This window comes from Streptomyces sp. NPDC104371 (genome assembly GCF_055583785.1).
Genome location: NZ_JBVJNF010000001.1, coordinates 650,855 through 672,968, shown reverse-complemented (window position 1 = coordinate 672,968; position 22,114 = coordinate 650,855). Strand labels below are relative to the sequence as shown.

At 72.1% G+C, this 22,114-nt stretch carries 25 protein-coding genes; 10 read left to right on the top strand and 15 right to left on the bottom strand.

Annotated elements, in window-relative coordinates; all coding sequences use genetic code 11:
• Window positions 1-21: 21 nt before the first annotated feature.
• The 4 genes from ACZ60T_RS03120 to ACZ60T_RS03105 form a co-directional block, all read right to left on the bottom strand.
• Window positions 22-1,617, bottom strand: a complete 1,596-nt coding sequence (locus ACZ60T_RS03120) for a class I adenylate-forming enzyme family protein (protein WP_469663929.1) — start codon at window positions 1,615-1,617, stop codon at window positions 22-24.
• Window positions 1,618-1,778: 161 nt separating this feature from the next.
• Complete coding sequence (locus tag ACZ60T_RS03115) at window positions 1,779-2,783, bottom strand: UbiA family prenyltransferase (RefSeq protein ID WP_469663927.1); 1,005 nt, start codon at window positions 2,781-2,783, stop codon at window positions 1,779-1,781.
• 100 nt (window positions 2,784-2,883) lie between these two features.
• Complete coding sequence (locus tag ACZ60T_RS03110) at window positions 2,884-3,372, bottom strand: hypothetical protein (RefSeq protein ID WP_365630150.1); 489 nt, start codon at window positions 3,370-3,372, stop codon at window positions 2,884-2,886.
• 102 nt (window positions 3,373-3,474) lie between these two features.
• The gene (locus ACZ60T_RS03105) at window positions 3,475-3,891 is read right to left on the bottom strand and encodes an ester cyclase (protein ID WP_469663925.1); all 417 of its coding nucleotides are present in this window, start codon (window positions 3,889-3,891) and stop codon (window positions 3,475-3,477) included.
• A gap of 242 nt (window positions 3,892-4,133) precedes the next feature.
• Here ACZ60T_RS03105 and ACZ60T_RS03100 point away from each other — a divergent pair, with 242 nt between their 5' ends.
• Together ACZ60T_RS03100 and ACZ60T_RS03095 are read left to right on the top strand one after the other, a co-directional pair.
• A complete protein-coding gene (locus ACZ60T_RS03100) occupies window positions 4,134-4,799 on the top strand; it encodes a lytic transglycosylase domain-containing protein (protein ID WP_365630156.1) in 666 nt (221 codons plus the stop codon).
• Window positions 4,800-4,948: 149 nt separating this feature from the next.
• Complete coding sequence (locus ACZ60T_RS03095) at window positions 4,949-5,356, top strand: SseB family protein (protein WP_469663923.1); 408 nt, start codon at window positions 4,949-4,951, stop codon at window positions 5,354-5,356.
• A 24-nt stretch (window positions 5,357-5,380) separates the two neighbouring features.
• Here the strand turns inward: ACZ60T_RS03095 and ACZ60T_RS03090 are convergent, their stop codons facing one another.
• Complete coding sequence (locus tag ACZ60T_RS03090) at window positions 5,381-5,770, bottom strand: MarR family winged helix-turn-helix transcriptional regulator (protein WP_469663921.1); 390 nt, start codon at window positions 5,768-5,770, stop codon at window positions 5,381-5,383.
• A gap of 227 nt (window positions 5,771-5,997) precedes the next feature.
• Here ACZ60T_RS03090 and ACZ60T_RS03085 point away from each other — a divergent pair, with 227 nt between their 5' ends.
• The 4 genes from ACZ60T_RS03085 (at window position 5,998) to ACZ60T_RS03070 (ending at window position 8,183) form a co-directional block, all read left to right on the top strand.
• Window positions 5,998-6,474, top strand: a complete 477-nt coding sequence (locus ACZ60T_RS03085; RefSeq protein ID WP_469663919.1) for a fluoride efflux transporter FluC — start codon at window positions 5,998-6,000, stop codon at window positions 6,472-6,474.
• Window positions 6,475-6,494: 20 nt separating this feature from the next.
• On the top strand, window positions 6,495-6,869 hold the full coding sequence (locus tag ACZ60T_RS03080) for a DUF190 domain-containing protein (protein ID WP_469664743.1): 375 nt from the start codon (window positions 6,495-6,497) through the stop codon (window positions 6,867-6,869).
• Window positions 6,866-7,240 (top strand): fluoride efflux transporter CrcB, encoded by a 375-nt coding sequence (gene crcB / locus ACZ60T_RS03075; RefSeq protein ID WP_365630166.1) that lies wholly within the window; start codon window positions 6,866-6,868, stop codon window positions 7,238-7,240. Before ACZ60T_RS03080 ends, crcB begins: the two co-directional genes overlap by 4 nt.
• Window positions 7,241-7,349: 109 nt before the next feature.
• Complete coding sequence (locus tag ACZ60T_RS03070; protein ID WP_469663916.1) at window positions 7,350-8,183, top strand: undecaprenyl-diphosphate phosphatase; 834 nt, start codon at window positions 7,350-7,352, stop codon at window positions 8,181-8,183.
• Between the two features lie 67 nt (window positions 8,184-8,250).
• On the opposite strand, the gene ACZ60T_RS03065 is transcribed toward ACZ60T_RS03070, so the two are convergent.
• The 6 genes from ACZ60T_RS03065 to ACZ60T_RS03040 form a co-directional block, all read right to left on the bottom strand.
• Entirely contained in the window at window positions 8,251-9,399 is a 1,149-nt protein-coding gene (locus ACZ60T_RS03065) for a D-alanyl-D-alanine carboxypeptidase family protein (protein ID WP_469663914.1), read from the bottom strand.
• Between the two features lie 105 nt (window positions 9,400-9,504).
• A complete protein-coding gene (gene rho / locus ACZ60T_RS03060) occupies window positions 9,505-10,653 on the bottom strand; it encodes a transcription termination factor Rho (RefSeq protein WP_365630176.1) in 1,149 nt (382 codons plus the stop codon).
• A gap of 352 nt (window positions 10,654-11,005) precedes the next feature.
• Window positions 11,006-11,983 carry an acetylxylan esterase gene (locus ACZ60T_RS03055; protein ID WP_469663912.1) on the bottom strand — a complete coding sequence of 326 codons (978 nt, stop codon included), beginning with the start codon at window positions 11,981-11,983 and terminating at the stop codon, window positions 11,006-11,008.
• 75 nt (window positions 11,984-12,058) lie between these two features.
• Entirely contained in the window at window positions 12,059-12,643 is a 585-nt protein-coding gene (locus ACZ60T_RS03050; protein ID WP_252422866.1) for an Rv1733c family protein, read from the bottom strand.
• A 320-nt stretch (window positions 12,644-12,963) separates the two neighbouring features.
• Complete coding sequence (locus ACZ60T_RS03045; protein WP_469663909.1) at window positions 12,964-13,737, bottom strand: ferredoxin reductase; 774 nt, start codon at window positions 13,735-13,737, stop codon at window positions 12,964-12,966.
• Window positions 13,738-13,744: 7 nt separating this feature from the next.
• Window positions 13,745-14,350 carry a sulfite oxidase-like oxidoreductase gene (locus tag ACZ60T_RS03040; protein WP_365630188.1) on the bottom strand — a complete coding sequence of 202 codons (606 nt, stop codon included), beginning with the start codon at window positions 14,348-14,350 and terminating at the stop codon, window positions 13,745-13,747.
• A 351-nt stretch (window positions 14,351-14,701) separates the two neighbouring features.
• Between ACZ60T_RS03040 and ACZ60T_RS03035 the strand changes: the two genes are divergently transcribed.
• On the top strand, window positions 14,702-15,478 hold the full coding sequence (locus ACZ60T_RS03035; protein ID WP_365630191.1) for a putative protein N(5)-glutamine methyltransferase: 777 nt from the start codon (window positions 14,702-14,704) through the stop codon (window positions 15,476-15,478).
• A 9-nt stretch (window positions 15,479-15,487) separates the two neighbouring features.
• Here ACZ60T_RS03035 and ACZ60T_RS03030 read toward each other — a convergent pair whose 3' ends face one another.
• Window positions 15,488-16,309 (bottom strand): alpha/beta fold hydrolase, encoded by an 822-nt coding sequence (locus ACZ60T_RS03030; protein ID WP_469663907.1) that lies wholly within the window; start codon window positions 16,307-16,309, stop codon window positions 15,488-15,490.
• A gap of 59 nt (window positions 16,310-16,368) precedes the next feature.
• Between ACZ60T_RS03030 and ACZ60T_RS03025 the strand changes: the two genes are divergently transcribed.
• From ACZ60T_RS03025 to ACZ60T_RS03015, 3 genes are all read left to right on the top strand, one after another.
• Entirely contained in the window at window positions 16,369-16,842 is a 474-nt protein-coding gene (locus ACZ60T_RS03025) for a MarR family winged helix-turn-helix transcriptional regulator (protein WP_365630197.1), read from the top strand.
• A gap of 94 nt (window positions 16,843-16,936) precedes the next feature.
• The gene (locus ACZ60T_RS03020) at window positions 16,937-18,952 is read left to right on the top strand and encodes an NADPH-dependent 2,4-dienoyl-CoA reductase (RefSeq protein ID WP_469663905.1); all 2,016 of its coding nucleotides are present in this window, start codon (window positions 16,937-16,939) and stop codon (window positions 18,950-18,952) included.
• Window positions 18,953-19,002: 50 nt separating this feature from the next.
• Window positions 19,003-19,557, top strand: a complete 555-nt coding sequence (locus ACZ60T_RS03015; protein WP_365630204.1) for a PadR family transcriptional regulator — start codon at window positions 19,003-19,005, stop codon at window positions 19,555-19,557.
• Between the two features lie 267 nt (window positions 19,558-19,824).
• On the opposite strand, the gene ACZ60T_RS03010 is transcribed toward ACZ60T_RS03015, so the two are convergent.
• Genes ACZ60T_RS03010 through dhaK form a run of 3 tightly spaced genes read right to left on the bottom strand, consistent with a single transcriptional unit; the run spans window position 19,825 to window position 21,861 of the window.
• Window positions 19,825-20,220: a PTS-dependent dihydroxyacetone kinase phosphotransferase subunit DhaM gene (locus ACZ60T_RS03010; protein ID WP_365630635.1), complete on the bottom strand. Its 396-nt coding sequence runs from the start codon at window positions 20,218-20,220 to the stop codon at window positions 19,825-19,827.
• A gap of 13 nt (window positions 20,221-20,233) precedes the next feature.
• Window positions 20,234-20,833 carry a dihydroxyacetone kinase subunit DhaL gene (gene dhaL / locus ACZ60T_RS03005; RefSeq protein WP_469664741.1) on the bottom strand — a complete coding sequence of 200 codons (600 nt, stop codon included), beginning with the start codon at window positions 20,831-20,833 and terminating at the stop codon, window positions 20,234-20,236.
• Between the two features lie 35 nt (window positions 20,834-20,868).
• The gene (dhaK, locus tag ACZ60T_RS03000; RefSeq protein WP_365630207.1) at window positions 20,869-21,861 is read right to left on the bottom strand and encodes a dihydroxyacetone kinase subunit DhaK; all 993 of its coding nucleotides are present in this window, start codon (window positions 21,859-21,861) and stop codon (window positions 20,869-20,871) included.
• Window positions 21,862-22,114: the final 253 nt, after the last annotated feature.

The window sequence follows — 22,114 nt, the reverse complement described above, 5'->3', positions numbered from 1 at the left end:
AGGGCGTGGACGCGGCCGGGATCAGATCCAGTGCCCGGTGCCGTACGGTTCCGCCCCGTCGAGCAGCCGGTCCCGCAGCTCCTGTCTGCGGACCTTGCCGGTCGCGGTGAGCGGAAGCCGACCGTCCGGCATCAGCACCGGCTCGGCGAGCGGCGGCAGATCGGCCGCGGCCCGGCGCCACGCGGCCCGGTCCAGCGTGCCGTCGCGGGTCACCAGGACCGGCAGCGGCCGTCCGCTCGCGCGACCGAGCACCACCGCCTCGACCACCTCCGGCAGCCGGTCGTGGAGCACGTCCTCGATCTCCACACAACTGCCGCCTTGGACCGTGTCCACCTCGCGGTCGAGCAGGAGCAGCCGCCCGGACCGGGTGAGGATGCCGAGATCCCCGGTGGCGAACCAGCCGTCGGTGACCTTGGCCCGCAGCCGCTCCGTCTCACCGACGTACCCGGCGCACAGCGCCCCCGTACGGGCCAGCACCAGGCCGGGCGAACCACGCCGCACCGGCCGCAGCGTCTCCGGATCCACCACGCGCAACCGTGTCCTGCCGGGAACCGGGCGGCCCAGGTCACGGGTGGTGGGGTGGCGTCGGCCCACGGCGCGCACCGAGCGCCGGGTGAGGCAGCGGAAGGTGAGCGGCCCGGTCTCGGACTGCCCCCAGACCTGCACCCACAGCGGCAGACGGCGGCGGGTGGCACCGAGGAACGCCCGTACGGTGGGCGGGTGAACGGCGTCGAAGGTGTTGACGTAGAGCCGTACATCGCGGAACGGGTGGTCCGGTGCCGCGGCGAGCGACTGCCAGCGTACGAAGGCCGCGGGCGCCGCCTCCACGACGGTCGGCGGATGGGCGCGCAGGACCGGTTCGGCGCGCCGGGGGTCGTAGCTGTCGAGGATCACCGCCTCGCGCGGGGCGAGCCAGAGCACGCTGAGCGTCCAGGTGAGACCCCGGCCGTGGGCGTACGAGGTGGCCTGGACGACGGTGTCGTCACGCCGCGGCGACACGAGAGGCAGGCGTCGTGCCTCGGCGGCGGCGATCCGGTGGATCAGGGTCTCACTCGTGTGGGTGACCAACTTGGGGATCCCGGTGGTGCCCGAGGTGTGCATGAGAGCCAACGGCGCGCCGTCCGGGCGGCGTCGGGGTGGTGGCGGCTGGTGTCCGCGTACGTCCTCCAGCGGGACGGCGCCGCGCGCGGGGCCGTCGAGCGTCAGGGTGCGACGCGTGAACGCGCTCAGGTCCGTGCCCGCGGCATCCGCGCTCACCAGGGTGTCCGCGGTGGTGACCAGCGCGGTGGCGTCCAGCCGCTTGAGCAGCAGTTGGAGCGTCTCGGCCGGGAGGCGGTCGGAGAGCAGCGCGGGCACGGCGCCGATACGGGCGGCGGCACAGGCGAGCAGGACGTAGTCCCAGTGGTTCGGCTTGACCACGGCGACCCGGTCGCCACGCGCCACGCCCAGCGCGTTGAGCCAGCCAGCGGCCTGCGCGACGAGTTCGGCGAGGCCCTCGATCCCGTACGTCGTCGGGCCGTTCGGCGCGATGTCCAGGGCCCGGCCCAGACGGACGAGGGTCGGGGTGCCGCGCTCGGCGAGAACGTCGAAGAACGGGCCGGGGTCGAGAGGGATCATCGTGTCGCTGCCTTCTGGATGAGGCTGGTGGGTCGGGCTTCGGGAACGGGCTGCCGGGGCAGGCGTGTGGATCGGGCTTCTGGACCGGGCTTCCGGGCAGGCGCCTGGATCGGGCTTCCGGCGCAGGCGTATGGATCGGCTGTCCGGACCGGGCTGCCGGATCAGGCGGTGCGGGCGCTCAGCAGATTGGCCGTCACCAGCGCGGCGACCAGGAGCCGGTGGGCGCGGATACCGATCAACCGGCCGCGCAGGACATCGCCGCGCACCATGCCGATCGTGAACTGCCCGACGCGGGCCGCCGTCACCGGCAGCAGGACCAGCGGGAACCACCAGGGCACGGCCCCCAGGAGCGCCGCCGCGCCGACCACCGCGGTCTCCAGTACGGAGAGCGCGCCGATGAAGGCGGTGTTGCCGCGCGGCGACAGGAGACACGCGAGGGTGGGACGGCCCACCGCCCGGTCACCGGCGATGTCGTTCGTGTTCGAGTACACGCCGAACAGCAGCGGCCCCAGACCGAAGAGGAACGCCTCCACGACGGCCGGACCGGTGGCCTCCCCGGTGAGCAGGCCGTGCAGCGGCAGCACGAACGCCCAGCCGACGGCCGCGAGGAACACCTCCTGCGCACCCCGGTGGCCCAGCCGCAAACCCCACGAGTACTGCGGGACCACGAGTCCGGCGCCCACCACACCGAGCACCGCCCACAGCGGCCGGTGGGGCGCGGCCACCAGCGCGACCGCCCAGCACAGACCGCCGCCGACGAGCGCTCCCCAGGCGAAGCGCAGCGCGTCCGCCTCGGTCAGCGTGCCGGCCAGCAGGGGCTTGCGGGCGAGTCTGCGGACCGGCGCGTCCGCCCCGTAGTTGGCGGCGTCGCTGCCGTCCCGGTAACCGGCGACGTCGTCGAACGCGACCGCCGCGCCGACCAGGCACACCTCGCCGAGCAGGAACGCGAGCAGCGTCACCCCTGTCGACACGCCCTCACCGGGCCGCTCCCGCGCGACAAGAAGCGACCCGACGACGAACAGGCTGAGGTAGTAGTCGACCATGCCGAGCTTGGCCAGCCGGACATAGGCGGCCAGCCGGACACGGTCGGGCAGCCGCGTCCATGGGTGCCCGCCGGGGCGGGCCGAAGTCGCGGTGGTGGCGGCCGGGTTCAGCTCAGCGGCCATGAACGCTCCCTGCTGTCGTGTCGTCGAAGGGGCCTGAACGCGTCGTACTCACGGAGAGAGCCGCCGAATGTCTCGGCGGCTCCCCTTGCCTGCTCGGGCCTTACTTGAAGTCGACGACGACCTCGTAGACACGGGGCCGGTGGGCGATGATCGTCGCCTGGCCCTGTGCGCCGTCGTACATCCCGGTGCCGCCCTGCACCACGCCCTGGAACGTGTACGGGTAGTCGCGCGGGTTCACGTCGACCGTGGCCTGGGTGCTCAGGTCCAGCTCGCTGCCGTTGGCGAACTTGACGTACACCGTGCAGATGACGTCCGCCGTCGTGGCGTTCTCGATGCCGTCCACGGCGCAGGTGTCGTAGGCCGTGCCGATCTGGTTGCCGTCGGAGTCGACAACCGGGCCGTTCCCGGCGAAGCCTCCGCCCAGCGTCGGCACCTGCGGGAACGACGTCTTCGAGAAGTCGACGGTGAAGTTCAGGGGGTCGGGAGCTGCCGCGTGGGCCTGCACCGAGCCGGTCAGGCCGAGAGCACCGGCGAGGGACGCGGTGGCGAGGGCGGCGGCGATCCGCCTGCCCACAGCGAGTTTGCGCATGAAGTCTCCTTGGACATCTCGGGCCCGTTGCCCGACGACCGACACAGTGGATCACAATGCACAACCGTGAGACTACTAAGCGTGATCGTGGCGCGTCCCGTGTCAGTGCTCCGGCACCGCGCCGATCTGCCGAAGGACCGAGAGCGAGTCGAAGTACTCCCGCTCGCGGTAGATGAGCCGGTCGCGGACCTCGATGACATGGCAGGCGTGCGACACGACCGTCTCGCCGGTCGGCTTGATGTCCCCGAGCGGGCCGAGGTGGGTGCCGCGGCACACCACCTCCACGAAGGAGACGGCGTCGGACTCGCCGGAGTGGAAGGCCCGGTAGGAGAACCGCAGATCGGGGAACGCGGTGTGCACACGGCGCATCATGGCGACCGGGGTGTCGGTCTCCGAGAACTGCCGCCCGGTGTTGTCGGTGTAGACGTACTCCGGGTGGTAGAGCCCTCTCATCCCCTCCCAGTCGTGGTTCTCCACGGCCTCCCACTGCCGCCGGTGGATCTCGGTCGCCAGCATCATGCGCGCTCCCGTAGTCAGTCGATCGTCCAGTCGGTGATCATCGCGATGGTGATCAGTACGCTAGGAGCGCCGGGGGCGGTGAACCATCACGCATCCGGGTTGACTTCGCGGGACGGAAGGCCGACGCGGCAGCGGCGTGCCGCGTCGGGTCCGTGGTCCGCGGCCGGGTGTTCGACGGTCCGGTGTCCGATGTCCGACACGGGTCGTAGGGTGCCTGCTGTCGGGCGAGGGAAGGGTGGGAGATGGGCGAACCCCGTGCGGGGCGGTCGTGGCGGTGGCTCGGTGTGGTGGTCTTCGCGCTGGCCCTCTACGTCATCGTCCGCGCCGCCAACTCCCCGCAGGCCGACGCTCCGCCCGCGCCGGGCGCCCAGGCCTCCCCGTCGGCCTCGCCGACCGGACCCTCCGCCTCGGCGACCCCCTCCACGTACGACCCCGCCGACTACGCCTCCCAGGTCCGTACCCGGGCCCGGCAGACCGGCGTCAGCGCCCGACTGCTCATGGCGATCCTCTACAACGAGTCCTACAAACCGCACGATCCGGAGCTGGAGCGGGCCTGGCAGCGGTACAAGGAGGACTCCGCCTTCGGGATCGCGAACATGCACCGCGCCGCCTTCGACGAGGTCAAGCAGGGCCGTGACTTCGCGAACCGGCGCTGGGAGGAACTGCCCGACGACCGCGATCTGGCGATCCAGGCCGAGGCCTGGTATCTGCACGACCTGTCGGCCCAGCTCCCCGCCCAGTGGTCGGCCGCCTACAGCCGGGACGAGTTGCTCGCCCTCGGCTACAACACGGGCGCGGGCAACATGCTCGCGTTCGCCCGTGGCGCGACCCCCGGCAGCCAGGCGCAGTCGTATCTCGACAAGCTGCACGCCAACTGGGCCAAGGCGGGCAAGGTGGTCACTCCGTGACCGACAAGCCCGCTCGTCGCTGGTCACGCGGGCGGTGATTCCGGGCGGTGGCCTCAGGCATGCCCCGGCTCCCGGCGGGTACCCGAGCCGGAGTGCGCCCGGAGGGGATGGTTCCGGCGCGCCCGACCGTCACTATCTGGGGATCTGCCATGGACATACCTGACAAGAACCAGCATCCGACCACGGCGCAGGAAGCGCTGGACACCCTCGTGGTGCACTCCGAGGACACACAGGCGCTGGACACGCTGGCCGGGAGCGATGTGCTCGTCCCGGTACCGGACGACGCCACCGAGGCCGAGGCGGCCAACCCCAACACCGTGGCCCTGCCCGTCCTCCAGCAGCCGGACGGCGAGCAGACGGTGCCCGTGTTCACCTCGGAGACGGAGATGGCCGATCTGCTGCCGTTCGTCTCGCGCTACCGGCTTGTGCCGCTCGGCGCGTTGGCCTCGCAGTGGCCCACCGGCGAGCTGACGCTCACCATCGACGCGGCCTCACCGCACGGACTGACGCTCAACTCCGACGGCGTCCGCACCCTGCTGGCCCGGCCGCACGGGTGAGGCGGCGGGGCACGCCCCGCGCTCCTACCCCTTCAGCGTGCGGGTCAGTGCCTCGCGCTGGAGCGGCAGCACCTCGGCGTGCAGCGCGCGGCCCTTCTCGGTCAGCGCGACCCACACACCGCGCCGGTCCTCCTCGCACACGGACCGCCGCACCAGGCCCTCCTTCTCCAGGCGGCCGATCAGCCGGGACAGGGCGCTCTGGCTGAGATGCACGCGTCCGGCGATGTTCTGCACACGGCAGTGGTCGCCGTGTGCGGACATCTCGGCGGCGAGGATGTCGAGCACCTCGAAGTCACTGGCGCCGAGGCCGTGCGGATGGAGCACGCGGTCGATCTCGCAGAGCGTGCGCGCGTGGACGCACAGGATCTCCCGCCACTGTTCCGCCAGCCGGGAACCGGCCAAATCCGCTGCCATGGGGGCACGGTAACAGAAACGGCGTATTGCATTTACGTGCATCTAATGCGTCTGCAACCAACTCGCCCGAACGAGGCTGCGTTACCCTGTTTCCCGGCCGCGAACCTCTCTCGCGGCGCGGCGGTGGGGCCCGCCGTATCCGAACCGCGGCACTGCGCCGCCAACGGTCCCTACTTGCGAACGAGCGTGCCCCTTCCCGGGGCCCGGCGAGTAGGAGACGTATGCCCATGAGAGTTCCGCAACCCCAGAGCGCCGACGCGGTCGGGGCCGCCGAGGCCGAGTCCTCCCGGCAGCCCTCGCCCTGGCGAGGTCAGGGGCCCGTGGTGGCGGTGGTCGCCCTCGGCGGCGGCATCGGCGCGGGTGCCCGGTACGGTGCCTCGCTGCTGTGGCCGACGCCGACCGGTGGCTTCCCCTGGACCATCTTCGTGGTCAACCTGGTCGGCTGCGCCGTGATCGGCGTCTTCATGGTCGTGATCACCGACGTCTGGGCGGCCCACCGGCTGGTGCGGCCCTTCTTCGGGACCGGTGTGCTCGGCGGCTTCACCACCTTCTCGACGTACGCCGTCGGCGTCCAGGAACTGGTCAGCGGGGACCACCCGCGCATCGCGCTCGCCTATCTGTTCGCGACGCCCGTCGGCGCGCTCGCGTCCGTGTGGCTCGCGGTGGCGGGCGCCCGCCGTGTGCTGGCATGGCGGCAGCGATGAACGAGACGGCGGAGGCGGCGATGACACGACTGACCGGCAGGGCCCTGCGGCTGACCGTCCTCATCGGTGAGAACGACCGATGGCACCACAAGCCCCTCTACGCGGAGATCGTGCACCGCGCGCACGGCGCGGGCCTCGCCGGAGCGAGCGTCTTCCGCGGCGTCGAGGGCTTCGGCGCCTCCTCGCTCATCCACACCTCGCGGCTGCTGTCGCTGAGCGAGGACCTGCCGGTGGCCGTCGTCATCGTCGACACCGAGGAGCGCGTCCGCGCCTTCCTGCCCCAGCTCGACGAACTCGTCGCCGAGGGTCTGGTCACCCTGGACGCGTGCGAGGTCATCCGGTACGCGGGGCGCCATGACACGCCCGCGGACGGCGAAGGTGAGAACTCGTTGTGAACTGGCTGCTGGTGATCGGCGGTGCCATGGTCGGTGCGCCGCTGCGCTATCTCACCGACCGGGCGGTGCAGCTCCGCCATGACACCGTCTTCCCCTGGGGCACCCTCGTCGTCAACGTCATGGGCTCCGTGATCCTCGGCGTGCTGACCGGCGCGATCGCGGCCGGACACGCCTCGCCGCAGGTGCAACTCCTGATCGGAACGGGCCTGTGCGGGGGCCTGACCACGTACTCGACGTTCTCCTACGAGACGTTGCGGCTGACCCAGACCGGGGCGGGGTTCTACGCGGTCGTGAACGTCGTCGCGAGCGTGGCGGCGGGGCTCGGCGCGGCCTTCGTTGGCGCGGCGTTCGCCCAGGCGTTGTGGCGCTGACCCTGGAACGTCACCCGCGCGTAGTAGAAACGTCTTCACTGCCGGGGCCGAAGACACCGCCGGCAACTTCTCGGGAAACACCGCCGGCACCTCCTCGGAAACGGAACGCATGAGCGCCATCAACGTCGGTCAGGCCGTCATCCTCGGCGTCGTCGAGGGGGTGACCGAATTCCTCCCCGTGTCCTCGACCGGCCATCTCAAGCTGACCGAGGGGCTCATGGGGATCCCCGTCGACGACAAGTCCGTCGTCGGCTTCTCGGCCGTCATCCAGGTCGGCGCCATCGCGGCCGTCCTGCTGTACTTCTTCAAGGACATCGTGCGGATCGTCTCCGCCTGGTTCCGCGGCTTCACCGACCGCGAGGTACGGCAGCACCACGACTACAAGTTCGCCTGGTGGGTCATCTTCGCCACCCTTCCGATCGTGGTCGTGGGTCTGGCCGCCAAGCCGTTCATCGACGGCCCGCTCGGCTCGCTCTGGGTCGTCGCGGGCTCGCTGATCGTCGGGTCCGGCGTGATGTGGGTGGCCGACCAGATGGGCCGGCACAAGCGCGGCGAGGACGACACCTCGTTGAAGGACGCGATGCTGGTGGGCAGTTCGCAGATCCTCGCCCTGCTCTTCCCCGGGTTCTCCCGCTCGGGCGCCACGATGTCGACGGCGCTCATCCTCGACCTCGACCGGGTCGCCGCCACCCGCCTCTCGTTCTTCCTCGGCATCCCGGCCCTCACCGGAGCGGGCCTGTACGAGCTGAAGGACGCCCTCGGCGCGGGCGTGGACGCCACCCCGCTCGTGGTCGGTACGGTCGTCTCCTTCGTCGTCGCGTACGCCTCGATCGCCTGGCTGCTGAAGTTCGTCGCCCGGCACTCCTTCAACGCGTTCGTGATCTACCGGATCATCGTCGGCGTCCTGCTCCTCGGCCTGCTCTCGACCGGCGTGATCGGCTGACCGGCATGACCGCTGTGACCGGCTGACCGGCGCGGACGGACCGGCCGCCGCTCGCGCGGCCGGTCCGTCAGCCGCGCGCCGACCGGCCGCCCCACCGCCGCAGCGCCACCACCGCCGCGCCCGCGCCCGCGCCGACCGCGCCCGCGAGCGCCCCCGCCCCGAGCCAGTCGTCGTCCGGCTTCGCCGCGTGCACCGCGACGGGAGTGGACCGCGGCACGGGCTGCCGGGGCGGCAGGAGGGAGCCGACCGGCGCGATACGCCCGGACGTGGCGAACCCCCAGTCGAGCAGGCGGCGCGCCTCCTCGTAGACCGCGAAGCCGCCGTACTGGGGGTGCATCACCGTCACCACGAGGGTGCGCCCGCCGCGGCGGGCCGCGGCCACCAGGGTGTTGCCCGCGCCGCTGGTGTAGCCGTTCTTGACGCCGATCAGCCCCGAGTACGCGGTCACGCCGTCGCGGCCGGTCAGCAGCCGGTTGGTGTTCGCGATCTCGTAGGGCGCGCCGTCGCCGGGGAAGCTCGACTCGGTCGTGGCGCAGTAGCGGGCGAAGTCCGCGTTGCGCAGTCCGGCCCGCCCGAACACGGCGAGGTCGTACGCCGACGACACCTGGCCCGGAGCGTCGTAGCCGTCGGGCGAGACGACGCGGGTGTCCAGGGCGCCCAGCGTGCGGGCCTTGGCCTGCATCTGGCGGGCTGTGGTCCGCCAGCCGCCGTTGAGCGAGGCCAGCACATGGACGGCGTCGTTGCCGGAGTGCAGGAAGACCCCCTTCCACAGGTCGCTCACCTGGTAGGTGAGGCCCGGCTTGACCCCGACGAGGCTGCTGCCGGGGCCGATGCCCGCCAGATCCTGTCCGGTGACGGTGTGCCGGGTGCCGCCGGGCAGCGCGGGCAGGACCGTGAGCGCGAACAGCGTCTTCAGAGTGCTCGCGGGCGGCAGCGGGCGATGGGCGTCGTACCCGGCCAGCACCTCGCCGGTGTCCGCGTCGGCCACCAGCCAGGACAGCGCCGTCATCTCCGGGACCTCCGGGAGCCCGGGGTGCCAGTGGACCTGGGTGCCGGACCGGTACAGCAGCCGCTGTGAGGAGTCCGTCGACGACGCGCCGGCGGCGTCGGTGCGCGTCTGGGCGGCGGCCGGGTGCGGTGCGGCGAGGGCCAGCACCCCGACCGCGCAGAGGGTGCGGCAGGCGACGGCGATGCGGTGCGGAAATACGACGGTCATAGCGAACACCGTAGGAACGGAGAGCGCCTGAGCGCTGATCACTTGAGCCGAGTGGGGGGACCGTACACCCGGATGCGGGACGCGGGGGCCTCGCGGCCGGGCAGGTCAGTCGGTCGGCAGCGTGGGCTGGATCCGGCGCAGGAAGGACGCGTTGTCGGGGGTGGTCCGCATCCGCTCCAGCAGGACCTCCAGGCTCGACCGGCCCTCGCGTGACCGCAGGGCGCGGCGCAGGCCCCGTACCGCCGTCAACTCGCCTGCGGAGAGCAGGAGTTCCTCGCGCCGGGTGCCGGAAGGGGTGATGTCGACGGCCGGGTGGACCCGGCGGGTGGCGAGCGCGCGGTCCAGGCGGAGTTCCATGTTGCCGGTGCCCTTCAGCTCCTCGAAGAAGAAGTCGTCTGCGCGGGAGCCGGTCTCGACCAGGGCGGTGGCCAGGACGGTGAGCGAGCCGCCCTCCTCGGCCAGTCGGGCGGCACCGAAGAGCCGCTTGGGGCCGTGCAGGGCCGCCGCGTCCACCCCGCCGCTGAGCGTGCGGCCACCGGCGGCGGCAGCGTTGTTGTGCGCCCGGCACAGCCGGGTCAGCGAGTCGAGCAGCAGGACCACGTCCTGCCCCTGCTCGACCAGCCGCTTGGCCCGTTCCACGACGAGGTCGGCGAGCGCGATGTGCTGCCTGGGGGTCTGGTCGAACGTGGAGGCGTACACCTCGCCGCGCACCGAGCGCCGCATGTCGGTGACTTCTTCCGGCCGCTCGTCGAGGAGCAGCACCATCAGGTGGCACTCGGGGTGGTTACCGGCGACGGCGGCGGCGAACTGCTGGAGCAGGACGGTCTTGCCGGTCTTCGGCGGGGCGACGATCAGCCCGCGCTGGCCCTTGCCGACGGGCGCGATCAGATCGACGACCCGCCCGGCGAGACCGCTCGCGGGGTGTTCGAGCCGCAGGCGCTCGCGGGGGTGCAGCGGGGTCAGATCGCGGAAGTGCGGACGGCCGCGCTGCTCGTCGGGGGTACGGCCGTTGACCCGCTCGACCTCGGCGAGGGCGCGCTGCTCCCCGCGTACGCCGACGAGCGTGTCGCCCTTGCGCAGGCCGAGACGGCGGATCAGGGCCGCGGGGACCGGGAGGTCCGCGGGCGAGGGCAGGCAGTCCCGGGCGCGCAGATGTCCCTTGCCGCCGTGGTCGATGTCGAGGACACCGGTGACGGTCCGGGGCCGGGGCGCGGGCGCCTGCTGTACGAGAGGCTGTTCGAGTGTGGTGGTCATGGAAGCCCTTTCACGGACGGAAGGCAGCAGGAAGGGGGGAGGGGATGGCCGCGAAGGCGGTGTGTGAGCACGCCTCGACACGGCGGGGAAGACCACCTCGGGTGCGGCAGAGAAGCACTGCTCACGAGGTGATACCGGAAGCCGCTGCCGACCGGAGATGGCGGATCGGCGGGCTGGGGAGGAACAAGCACCGGCGCCCGAGAAGGGGCGTACACAGGTGCTGATGGCACTGTACCACGCGGGGCGCGAGTGTGAAGGGTGAGCGCAGCCGAACGGCAACTCGCAGTCGAACGTCAACTCATAGTTGAAGACGGGGCGTTGGGGGAGACGCGGAGTAACGCCCCGCGTCGGCTCAGGTGTTGTCCCGGAAGCGGGCCGGGAGCCAGCGCAGCTTGACCGCTTCCTGGTGGGTGCCGCCGCCCTCGTGGTCGTTGAAGTCGTACACCTCGATCGTCTTGTCCGCGTGCGCCCAGGAGTTGAACGCGGCGAACACCGTCGACGGCGGGCAGGTCTGGTCCTCCAGCGCCGCCGAGAACAGCGCGGGCGCCCGGCCGCGCGCCGCGAAGTGCACCCCGTCGAAGTAGGACAGCGTCCGCAACACCCGCTCGGTACGCCCCCGATGGGTCTTGAGGTAGGCGCCGATCTCCCGGTACGGGCTGCGGTCCGTGAGCCTCGTCGCCCGCGGGAAGTCGCACAGGAACGGCACGTCCGGCGCCACCGCCACCAGGTCCGGTACGAGTCCGCCGACCGCCAGCGTGACACCGCCGCCCTGGCTGGTGCCGATGACCGCGGTGCGCGAGGCGTCGGTCAGCGGGTGGGCCCGTGCCGCCTCGACGGCCCGGACCCCGTCCGCGAACAGCCGCCGGTAGTAGTACGTTTCGGGCTCCTCGACGCCTCTCGTCATGAACCCGGGGACGGCCGGTGCGCTGCCCACCGGGTCCGGTGTGTCGCCGCCGCTCCACGCGCTGCCCTGGCCGCGCGTGTCCATCACGAAGTGCGCGAACCCCGCCGAGGCCCACAGCAGGTGCGTGTGCGGAAGGTCGCGCCCGCCGCCGTAGCCGATGAACTCCACGACCGTGGGCAGCGGTTCGTCCGTGGCCGCGGGCACCGTCAGCCAGCCCTTCACCGGATGGCCGCCGAACCCCGCGAACGTCACGTCGTACACCCGCACCGTCCGCAGACCCGTCTCGACGGGCTCGAACCGGGCGGCCAGTTCGTACGCGCGGGTCTCGTGCAGCGTCTTCGCCCAGAACGCGTCGAAGTCCGCGGGCTCGGTGGAGGCGCTGCGATACGTGCGAAGCTCGGCGAGCGGCAGGTCGAACACGGCCATGCGGCAACCCTTCGAGGTCGGAGCGACGCACCACACCGTACGGTCATCGCCGTACGGTCCACCAGACCGCCCCCGTCACGCGGTGTGCCGCCGCCACTCCGGACCCGTGCGGGCCCACTCGGCCTCCCACTCCGCCATCCGGTGCCGCTCGGCGACCCGGCGGATCACGGCGCGGGACAGCAGCACGGTCCCCGCGACACCGCCCGCCGCCCAGACGCCGGCCGACACGGAGTGTTGCCACACCGCCGCGTCGCTGACTGGCGGAGCCACGCCGTGGCCGCGCGCGTCCAGCCACACCTCGGTCCGCTCGCCCTGCCGCGAGCCCGCCGGTACCTGGGCGTAGGCGGTGTGGGTGCCCTTCCCTGGGTCGGTCCAGTGCACCTTCACGCGGTACAGGGGCTGGTTGCCGTTCTGCGTCGAGGGCGCGGCGGCCGGGGCGTCCTCGACCAGGACCGCCGGTACCTCATGGCGCTGGGCACGCTGGGTCACCTGGGTCGCGTGCACCGTGCCGTACGCCCACAGGCCCGCGACCACGCCCGCGAGCGGGGCGCCCACGCAGAGCAGAAGCGCGAGGATCAGAGCCGTCCACGCTTCTATGACATCCGACCTGCGGCGCAGCGGATTGCGCCGCCAACGCCAGCCGCGCACCCGGGTTCGCATCTCGACCTCCTAGCCGCCGCGTCCCGCCCGTGGCGAGCGCCGATGCGCCTTCCCGGCGCACCGTGCCCGACGCGAGCGTTCCGGCGTCGACTCCATGCCCGTGCGACCACCCCCGGGTCGGACGTCGGCCCCTCGGTGGGGTACCGCGTGGCAGCGCCTGCGGCGCGTCCGAACCCCTCGCCTCTCGGCGGGCCGTTCCGACACCTCACCGCGTCCGGGAGGCTCCCGGATCGCGACGGCGTGTCGAGCGGCTTTACGTACCGATTGTCCTCCCGACGCAGGTTCCCGGCCATACGGTCCCGAAACGCCGTAAGGGCGGCTCAGCCGAAGCGTTCGATCCGGATCCGGTCCACCGGCTGCCCCGCCGCGACGAGCAGTCGCGAGGCGTGTTCCGCGAACCCGTTGGAGCCGCACACATAGGCCTCCCACCCACCAGGAGGGGCGTCGGCCAGGAGTGGCGCCACATGGGCCGCCGACATACGGCCCACGGGCACACCCTCGGGCGCGCTCCGCGTGAAGACCGGCGTGGTCTCCGCGCCGTACTCGTCCGCGTAGATCAGCTCCCGCGGTCCGCGCGCCGACACCAGCAGCCGCAGCGGTACGTCCAGGCCGCGCGCCCGGTGGTGGCGCACCATCGACATCAGCGGGACGACCCCCGACCCGGCCCCGAGCAGCAGCGCGGGCCGGTCGCCGGGCCACGCGAAGAAGCCGCTCAGCGGCCCGCGCACCCGCACCTCGTCGCCGGGCCTGGCCACCGTGTGGAACCAGCCGGAGACCTCGCCGCCCTCGACATGGTCCAAGGTCAGCTCGATGTGCCCGGCGTCGTCCGGCGCTGACGCGATCGAGTAGTGCCGCTGCGCCACGTAACCGTCCGGCGCGGTCAGCCGCAGCATCAGATGCTGGCCGGGCAGATGGCCCGCCCACTCCGGCACCGCGAACCGGAACGTCGCCGCGCGCGGCGTCTCCCGGCGGATCTCGGTCAGCGTCGCGGTCTGCCACACGCTTGCCGTGCCCTCGCCGACGGCGATGCGCCCCGGCACGGCGAAGCGCGTGGGCGGGACGAAGGGCTCGGAGGCCAGAGTCGGCTCAGTCACCGTCGTCTCAGTCACCGGAGTACCGCTGCTCCTCCCACGGGTTGCCCCGCGCGTGATAGCCGTTCTGCTCCCAGAACCCCGGCTCGTCGTGATCGAGGATCGTGAGGCCCGCGATCCACTTCGCGCTCTTCCAGAAGTACAGGTGCGGCACGATCAGCCGCGCGGGACCGCCGTGCTCGGCGGGCAGCGGTTCACCGCCGTACGTGAAGGCGATCCAGGCCCGGCCGCCGGTGAGGTCGGCGAGGGGGAGGTTCGCGGTGTATCCGGTGTGGGAGTAGGCGACGGCGTGCGTGGCCGTCGCCTCGGGCCGTACGAGATCCAGGAAGGCGTCCAGGGACACGCCCCCGAACCGCACCCCGAACTTCGACCAGCTCGTCACGCAGTGGATGTCACCCTCGTACACCGACCCCGGCAGCGCGTGCGCCTCGTCCCAGGTCCAGGTGCGGGGCTCGGCCACCAGGCCGTCGATCCGGAACGTCCAGTCGGCCGCCGCCAGCTCGGGTGTGACCTCGGCGGACAGGACGGGCCAGTCGTCACCCGCGTCGTACTGGCCGGGTGGCAGGTGAGGGCCCGCGACCCGGGGGCGTCCGGTGAAGCCTCGGGTGACGTTCATGGCGGTGGTGCCTCCAGGCCGTCCTGCGGGGGACGACCGGTCGTGCGTGAGCAGTGCGTACGCGTTCAACGGTACGTGCCCGCGGGGTGTGCTCCCGCCGGGGCTGCCGGGTGCGCTTGCTCGGGACGTGGGCGCCCGGCCGATGGGCGTGCGCGAGGGCCCGTCGGGGCGGTGGCGCTGCTGCTAGGGTGACCGTCCCGGCTGCGGAGCGTCCCGGCCGGTTCGTGATCGAGGAGGTGAGACCCATTTCCGCCGTGTCGGCTCGGGTGCTCTCCTCTCCCAACAGCGCGGATCTCCGCCGTAGTTGATCGCGAGAGCGCCCTTCGGTCCACCGAAAGGCTTCTTGGCTTCATGCCATCGCTGTCGTACCCCACTGTTGTCTCCCTGCTGCGCTCCGCCGGTTGTGTCTTCGCCGAGGACGAGGCGCGGTTGATCCTCTCCACCGCCCGTACGCCCGAGGAGGTCGCCGCCATGGCCGACCGCCGGGCCGCCGGGCTTCCGCTGGAACACGTCCTCGGCTGGGCCGAGTTCCACGGTCTGCGGGTGGCCGTGGAACCGGGCGTCTTCGTGCCCCGCCGTCGTACCGAGTTCCTGGTCGACCAGGCCCTCACGCTCGGGACGGACGCCACCGTCGTGGTGGATCTGTGCTGCGGCTCGGGCGCGGTGGGCGCCGCCCTCGCCGCGGCGCTCGACGCGCCCGAACTGCACGCCGCCGACATCCACCCCGCCGCGGTGCGCTGTGCCCGCGGCAACGTGGCGGCGTACGGCGGGCGCGTCCACGAGGGCGACCTGTTCGCCGCGCTCCCGGGCGAACTGCGCGGCCGGGTCGATCTCCTGGCCGCCAACGTGCCCTATGTCCCCACGGGCGAGGTCGCGTTGCTGCCCTCCGAGGCCCGCGACCATGAACCCCTGGTCGCCCTCGACGGCGGCGCGGACGGACTGGACGTCCTGCGCCGCGTCACCGCCGAGGCGGCGCGGTGGCTGGCACCCGGCGGCGCACTGCTGGTCGAGACCAGCGAACGCCAAGTCCCGCCCGCGACAGAGGCGTTCACCCAGGGCGGCCTGGACGTCCGGCTCGCGGTGTCGGAGGAGCTGTACGCCAACGTCCTGATCGGCACGGCGCGTTAGCGGCCGGCGTCAGGAGTCCAGGGCACGCAGGAACTCCTGGACGATGGTGTCGAAGGCGTCGGGCCGCTCCATGTTGGGGTAGTGCGCGGTGTCTTGGACCGTCGCGGCCCGGCCGCCCGGGACAAGGCGGACGAGCCGTTCCGCCATGCCGATGTGGTCGGCCGAGTCGCTGCCGCCGTTGACGGCCAGCAGTGGCACGGTGATCGTCGCGGCGCGGGCCCAGGTGTCGGTGACGGGGACGGACCAGTCCGGTTCGTCCCCGGTGTGCTTGGCGATCGTGCTCCGCGTCATCTCCCGTAGGCGGCGGTCGACTTCGGGGTTCACGTCCTCGGCGGTGCGGTGCGGGCCGTAGATGAACAGCGAGAACGTGTCGATGAAGGTGTCGATGTCACCGGCGCCGAGGGCCTGCCAGTACGCGGACTGGGTGGCCGTGGTCCACGGGTCCTGGAATGCGGGCTCGCTGGTCCCGACGCCGCTGACGACCAGGGCGCGTACGACGTCGGGGTGTTCCAGCGCGGTGTCGACGGCGATCCCTCCGCCCATGGACAGGCCGACCAGGATCGCGGGGCCGGCGTCGAGGTGGCGCAGCAGCGCGGCGAGGTCGTCGGTGTGACGGAACGGCCGGGTCGCGTTCGAGGAGGCTCCGTGGCCCCGGGCGTCCGGGGCGATCACCCGGTGGGTCCGCGCGAACACGGGGATCTGGGCGTCCCACATCCGGTGGTCGACGAAGCCGCCGTGCAGCAGCACCAGCAGGGGTCCCGCCCCCTCGTCGCGGTAGGCGAGGCGGCCGTCTTCGGTCTCGAACGTCTGGATCTGCGAGGTGCTCATCATGACAACCAAGGTGTCAAATTCACCCCACGCTTGACAACCCAGGTGTCATAATCGCCTTCATGACCGACGAGAACGCGCCACATGCCCCCGAGGGTCTCGCCCCTCATCTCATGGAGGTCTTCGCCCTGGTGGGCCCGCTGTACCGGCGGGTGCTGCGCAAGGTCGAGCAGGCCGAGTCGATCGAGGGGGTCTCCGTAGGGGTGCGGGCCGTCCTCGATCTGCTGCGGGGGAGTGGGCCGCTGACCGTCCCGCAGATGGGCCGGGCGCAGGCGCTCAGCAGACAGTTCGTCCAGCGGACGGTCAATGAGGCGGCGGCGCGCGGGCTGGTCGAGAGCATCCCCAACCCGGCCCACCGGCGTTCCTCCTTGATCCGGCTGACGGACGACGGCCGGGCGGCCATCGATGCCGTCACCGCCCGCGAGTACGCCCTGCTCGCGCAGGTCCGCGGCGATCTGACCGAGGCCGACGTACGGGCCTGTCTGCGGGTGCTCACCGGGATGCTCGAACTGTTCGACGACGTGGACGTGAACTGAGCGCCTCATGGGCCGGGGCGGTTATGCAACTAGTTGCATAACCGGGGCGTCGTCGTCTACAACAGACGAGCACCACACCCGACGGAGGGCCCCCATGAGCCGCTACCCGCACCTGATGACCCCGCTCGACCTGGGCTTCACCACGCTGCCCAACCGCGTGCTGATGGGCTCGATGCATGTGGGCCTGGAGGAAGCGGACGGCGGCTTCGAGCGCATGGCCGCCTTCTACGCCGAGCGGGCCCGCGGCGGCGTGGGCCTCATCGTCACCGGCGGTATCGCGCCCAACGACGCCGGACGCCCGTACGAAGGCGGTGCCAAGCTCACCACCGAGGCGGAGGCCGAGCAGCACTCCGTGATCACCGAGGCCGTGCACCGCGCGGGCGGGCGGATCGCGTTGCAGATCCTGCACTTCGGCCGGTACGCCTACCACCAGAACCTCGTCGCGCCCAGCGCGCTCCAGGCCCCGATCAGCCCGTTCGTCCCGCACGCGCTGACCGACGCCGAGGTCGAGCAGACGATCGAGGACTATGTGCGCGCGGCCCGGCTGGCCCGTCGCGCCGGGTACGACGGCGTCGAGATCATGGGCTCCGAGGGCTACCTCATCAACGAGTTCATCGCGCCCCGGACCAACCGGCGCGAGGACCGCTGGGGCGGCTCGTACGAGAACCGGATGCGCTTCCCGGTGGAGATCGTCCGCCGCGTCCGCGAGGCGGTCGGCGAGGACTTCGTCATCGTCTACCGGCTGTCCATGCTCGACCTCGTGCCCGACGGCTCCTCCTTCGAGGAGGTCCTCACGCTCGCCAAGGCGGTCGAGGCCGCCGGGGCCACCATCATCAACACCGGCATCGGCTGGCACGAGGCCCGTATCCCGACCATCGCCACCTCCGTGCCACGCGGCGCCTATGCCTGGGTGACCAAGAAGGTCATGGGCGCCGTCTCGGTCCCGCTGGTGACGGTCAACCGCATCAACACCCCTGAACTGGCCGAGGAGTTGCTCGCCGAGGGGTGCGCCGACATGGTGTCCCTGGCCCGCCCGATGCTCGCCGACCCCGACTTCGTCGCCAAGGCCGCGGCCGGGCGCCCCGAAGCCATCAACACCTGCATCGGCTGCAACCAGGCCTGCCTCGACCACACCTTCAGTGGGAAGATCACCTCCTGCCTGGTCAACCCGCGCGCCTGTCACGAGACCGAACTGGTCCTGTCCCCGACCCGGTCGCGCAAGCGCGTCGCGGTCGTCGGCGCCGGTCCCGCCGGGCTCGCCTGCGCCGTCACCGCCGCCGAGCGCGGCCACGACGTCACGCTCTACGACGCGGCGGACGCCGTCGGCGGTCAGCTCAACGTCGCCCGCAAGGTCCCGGGCAAGCAGGAGTTCGACGAGACGCTCCGCTACTTCCGTACGCAACTCGCCGAGCGCGGCGTCGACGTCCGGCTGAACACCCGGGTCACGGCCGCCGACCTCGCGGACCATGACGAGATCGTCGTCGCGACCGGCGTCACCCCGCGCACCCCTGAGATCCCGGGCGTCGACCACCCCAGCGTCCTCGGCTACCTCGATGTGCTGCGCGACGGCGCCCCCGTCGGCAAGCGCGTCGCCGTCCTCGGCGCGGGCGGCATCGGATTCGACGTCGCCGCCTACCTCACCGACCCCGGCGACCGGGCGAGCCAGGACCCGGCGGTCTACTTCCGGCACTGGGGCGTCGACCTGGACTACCGCGCCCCCGGCGGCCTCACCGCACCCGAACCGGCCGCCTCGCCGCGCACGGTCCACCTCCTCCAGCGCAAGACCTCCAAGGTCGGCGCGGGGCTCGGCAAGACCACCGGCTGGATCCACCGCACGGAGCTGCGGCACCGGGGCGTCACCATGGTCCCCGGCGTCCGCTACGACCGCATCGACGACGCCGGGCTGCACCTCACCGTGGACGGCGTGAGCCAGGTCCTCGAGGTCGACACGATCGTCCTGTGCACCGGGCAGGAGCCGCGCCGCGACCTGTACGAGGAGCTGCTGGCCGCGGGCCGCACCCCGCACCTGATCGGCGGCGCCGACGTCGCGGCCGAACTGGACGCCAAGCGCGCGATCAAGCAGGGCACCGAGCTGGCCGCGGCCCTGTAGAGCGTCCCCATGGCGACCTCGTGCCACGGGCGCGTCCCTAGGATGACCTCATGTCACTCCCGCACGCGATCCTGACCGCCCTGCTGGAGAAGCCGTCGTCGGGGCTCGAACTGACCCGTCGCTTCGACCGGTCGATCGGCTACTTCTGGTCGGCGACCCACCAGCAGATCTATCGCGAGCTGGGGCGGCTGGAGAGCGACGGGCTGATCCGCGCCCTCCCCTGCGAGCAACCGGTCCGCGGGCAGAAGAAGTCGTACGAGGTGCTGCCCGCGGGCCGTGCCGAACTCGCCCGCTGGACCGCCGCGTCCCAGGACCCCAAGCCGATGCGCGACGTCCTGCTGCTGCGGCTGCGTGCCGCCGCCGTCGTGGGCACCGAGGGCATCGAGGCGGACCTTCGCCGCCATCTCGCCCTGCATCAACGGCAGTTGGCCGAGTACCAGGAGATCGAGGCGCGCGACTTCGGACCCGGCAGGGACACGGCGCAGGACCGCCTCCAGCATCTCGTGCTGCGGGGCGGGATCGACCTGGAGAGCTTCTGGATCCAGTGGCTGACCCACGCGCTGGAGGAGTTCGGGGAGTTGCCTCGACCGGCGGATCCGGCATAGGTCGGGCGGGTCCGGCCCGGTGAAGCCGAACCGGGCGTTGGCCGGATCGCGCGCAGGCTACGTATGCTGGGCCTGACGCGGCGTGAACTCGCTTGCCCGTGAGGGCAGTTCGTGCCGACGGCGCGGTCCGCTGTCGTCGCTGATCCCGCGCCGACGAGCGCGGTCGGGTGGCCGGGCCGGTACCGGCCCCGCCACCCGACCGCACGCCTGTGTCCGACGGCCGGACACCACTCACCGTCCGGGCACCACGCACTGTCCGGACACCGCTCACTCCTTGTGGTACGTGTACGCCTCCTTGGCCGCCGCCTCCACCGCCGCCAGATCGGCGCCCGCGGAGGCCGTGACCACCGCCGCCACCGCGCCCTCGACGAAGGGCGCGTCGATCAGCCGCGCGTTCGCGGGGAGTTCGTCGCCCGCCGCGAGCAGCGTCTTCACGGTGAGGACCGCACTGCCCAGATCCATGAGCAGGGCCACGCCCGCGCCCTGGTCCACGGCGAAGGCCGCCTGGGAGATCAGCTCGGCGCTCGTGCCGAGCCCGCCGTCGGGTGTGCCGCCCGCCGCCGCGACGGGCGCGGTCGCGCCGCCGCCCGCCAGCCCCTTCGCGAGGTCCGCGACCGACTCGGCCACGGCGGCGCTGTGCGAGACGAGGACGACGCCGACCATTTTCTGCGCGCTGTCACTCACCGGCGGCCTCCGCGAGCGCGGCGAACAGCAGGGCCGAGGAGGTGGCACCGGGGTCCTGATGCCCGATGCTGCGCTCGCCCAGATAGCTGGCCCGGCCCTTGCGGGCCTGCAACGGTGTCGTCGCGGCGGCGCCCTTGTCGGCGGCGGCGCTCGCCGCGCCGAACGAGGTGCCGAGCGCCTCCACCGCGGGCACCAGGGCATCGATCATGGTCTTGTCGCCGGGCGCGGCCCCGCCCAGCGCCATCACCGCCTCCACGCCCGTCCGCAGCGCCTCGGTCAACTGCTCCTCGGTGACGTCGGCGGTGTCCCCGAGGGCCTTGCCGGCACGGCGGAGCAGGGTGCCGTACAGCGGCCCCGACGCGCCCCCGACCGACGAGATGAGCTGGCGGCCCGCCACCTGGAGAATCGCGCCGGGGGTGGCGGGCGCCTCCGCCTCCAGCACGGTGCGGACCGCGCGGAACCCGCGCTGCATATTGCTGCCGTGGTCGGCGTCGCCGATCGGCGAGTCGAGCGCGGTCAACCGCTCCGCCTCGCGGTCGACGGATGCGGCTGCCGCCGTCATCCAGCGGCGGAAGAAGTCGGCGTCGAGCAACTGGATCTCCTTGATCGAAACGGACGTTGACTCACTCACCTGCCCCAGCGCAGCCCCGGTGTGCTGACCGGCGCGTCCCACAGCCGCAACAGTTCCTCGTCGACCTGGCAGAGGGTGACCGAGGCACCTGCCATGTCGAGGGAGGTGACGTAGTTGCCGACCAGGGAGCGGGCCACGGCGACACCCCGCTCGGCCAGCACCCGCTGGACCTCGGCGTGGTAGCCGTACAGCTCCAGGAGCGGGGTGGCACCCATCCCGTTGACCAGGACGAGCACCGGGTTGTGCGGCTCCAGATCGTCCAGGACGGCATGCACCGAGACGTCGGCGATCTCGCGTGCCGTCATCATCGGGCGCCGCTCGCGCCCCGGCTCGCCGTGGATGCCGACACCCAATTCCAGTTCGCCTTCGGGCAGATCGAAGGTGGGGGTGCCCTTGGCGGGCGTGGTGCAGGCGCTGAGGGCGACACCGAAGCTGCGGGAGTTCTCGTTGACCTGCCGGGCGAGGGACTGGACGCGTTCCAGCGGCTGGCCCTCCTCCGCCGCCGCGCCCGCGATCTTCTCCACGAACAGGGTGGCGCCGGTGCCGCGCCGCCCCGCCGTGAACGTGCTGTCGAGGACGGCGACGTCGTCGTCCACCAGGACCTTGGCGACCTGGATGCCCTCGTCCTCGGCGAGTTCCGCCGCCATGTCGAAGTTCAGCACGTCACCCGTGTAGTTCTTCACGATGAACAGCACACCCGCTCCGCTGTCCACGGCCGCGGCGGCGCGCACCATCTGGTCGGGCACCGGCGAGGTGAACACCTCACCGGGACAGGCCGCCGACAGCATCCCCGGACCGACGAAGCCGCCGTGCAGCGGCTCGTGCCCGGAGCCGCCCCCGGAGACGAGCGCGACCTTGCCGGCCACCGGGGCGTCATGCCGTACGATCACCCGGTTCTCCACGTCGATGACCAGTTCGGGATGCGCGGCCGCCATGCCCCGCAGCGCGTCCGCGACCACCGTTTCCGGGACGTTGATCAACATCTTCAAGGGAGCCTCCTGGTGAGCCCGGCAGCCGAGCCCCCCGACCTGTGCCCTGTCCGGCCGGAGGGAACGGCGACAGTTTCTGATCTCAGTGGTCCGTAATGTGTGGTGGTTCGCTCACCGCAGTATCGGACTTGACAGCGCGATGGTCACGTGTGCGGACGATTGTGGGCGCGTACGAGTCTTGGGCGCGCTCGGGTGACGCACCGTGCCCAGGGGGCGCGAGAGGGCGGCGGCGGCCTGCGCGGAAGGGTGATTG

Bases quoted from the DNA above. Each gene is read 5' to 3' on its own strand.
- ACZ60T_RS03080 (WP_469664743.1), top strand. From the start codon at position 6,495: ATGACACGACTGACCGGCAGGGCCCTGCGGCTGACCGTCCTCATCGGT.
- ACZ60T_RS03120 (WP_469663929.1), bottom strand. From the start codon at position 1,617: ATGATCCCTCTCGACCCCGGCCCGTTCTTCGACGTTCTCGCCGAGCGC.
- ACZ60T_RS03070 (WP_469663916.1), top strand. From the start codon at position 7,350: ATGAGCGCCATCAACGTCGGTCAGGCCGTCATCCTCGGCGTCGTCGAG.
- ACZ60T_RS03015 (WP_365630204.1), top strand. From the start codon at position 19,003: ATGTCACTCCCGCACGCGATCCTGACCGCCCTGCTGGAGAAGCCGTCG.
- ACZ60T_RS03065 (WP_469663914.1), bottom strand. From the start codon at position 9,399: ATGACCGTCGTATTTCCGCACCGCATCGCCGTCGCCTGCCGCACCCTC.
- ACZ60T_RS03090 (WP_469663921.1), bottom strand. From the start codon at position 5,770: ATGGCAGCGGATTTGGCCGGTTCCCGGCTGGCGGAACAGTGGCGGGAG.
- ACZ60T_RS03035 (WP_365630191.1), top strand. From the start codon at position 14,702: ATGCCATCGCTGTCGTACCCCACTGTTGTCTCCCTGCTGCGCTCCGCC.
- ACZ60T_RS03040 (WP_365630188.1), bottom strand. From the start codon at position 14,350: ATGAACGTCACCCGAGGCTTCACCGGACGCCCCCGGGTCGCGGGCCCT.
- ACZ60T_RS03055 (WP_469663912.1), bottom strand. From the start codon at position 11,983: ATGGCCGTGTTCGACCTGCCGCTCGCCGAGCTTCGCACGTATCGCAGC.
- ACZ60T_RS03020 (WP_469663905.1), top strand. From the start codon at position 16,937: ATGAGCCGCTACCCGCACCTGATGACCCCGCTCGACCTGGGCTTCACC.
- ACZ60T_RS03085 (WP_469663919.1), top strand. From the start codon at position 5,998: ATGAGAGTTCCGCAACCCCAGAGCGCCGACGCGGTCGGGGCCGCCGAG.
- ACZ60T_RS03010 (WP_365630635.1), bottom strand. From the start codon at position 20,220: ATGGTCGGCGTCGTCCTCGTCTCGCACAGCGCCGCCGTGGCCGAGTCG.
- ACZ60T_RS03095 (WP_469663923.1), top strand. From the start codon at position 4,949: ATGGACATACCTGACAAGAACCAGCATCCGACCACGGCGCAGGAAGCG.
- ACZ60T_RS03100 (WP_365630156.1), top strand. From the start codon at position 4,134: ATGGGCGAACCCCGTGCGGGGCGGTCGTGGCGGTGGCTCGGTGTGGTG.
- ACZ60T_RS03115 (WP_469663927.1), bottom strand. From the start codon at position 2,783: ATGGCCGCTGAGCTGAACCCGGCCGCCACCACCGCGACTTCGGCCCGC.
- ACZ60T_RS03025 (WP_365630197.1), top strand. From the start codon at position 16,369: ATGACCGACGAGAACGCGCCACATGCCCCCGAGGGTCTCGCCCCTCAT.
- ACZ60T_RS03050 (WP_252422866.1), bottom strand. From the start codon at position 12,643: ATGCGAACCCGGGTGCGCGGCTGGCGTTGGCGGCGCAATCCGCTGCGC.
- ACZ60T_RS03105 (WP_469663925.1), bottom strand. From the start codon at position 3,891: ATGATGCTGGCGACCGAGATCCACCGGCGGCAGTGGGAGGCCGTGGAG.
- ACZ60T_RS03030 (WP_469663907.1), bottom strand. From the start codon at position 16,309: ATGATGAGCACCTCGCAGATCCAGACGTTCGAGACCGAAGACGGCCGC.
- ACZ60T_RS03110 (WP_365630150.1), bottom strand. From the start codon at position 3,372: ATGCGCAAACTCGCTGTGGGCAGGCGGATCGCCGCCGCCCTCGCCACC.
- rho (WP_365630176.1), bottom strand. From the start codon at position 10,653: ATGACCACCACACTCGAACAGCCTCTCGTACAGCAGGCGCCCGCGCCC.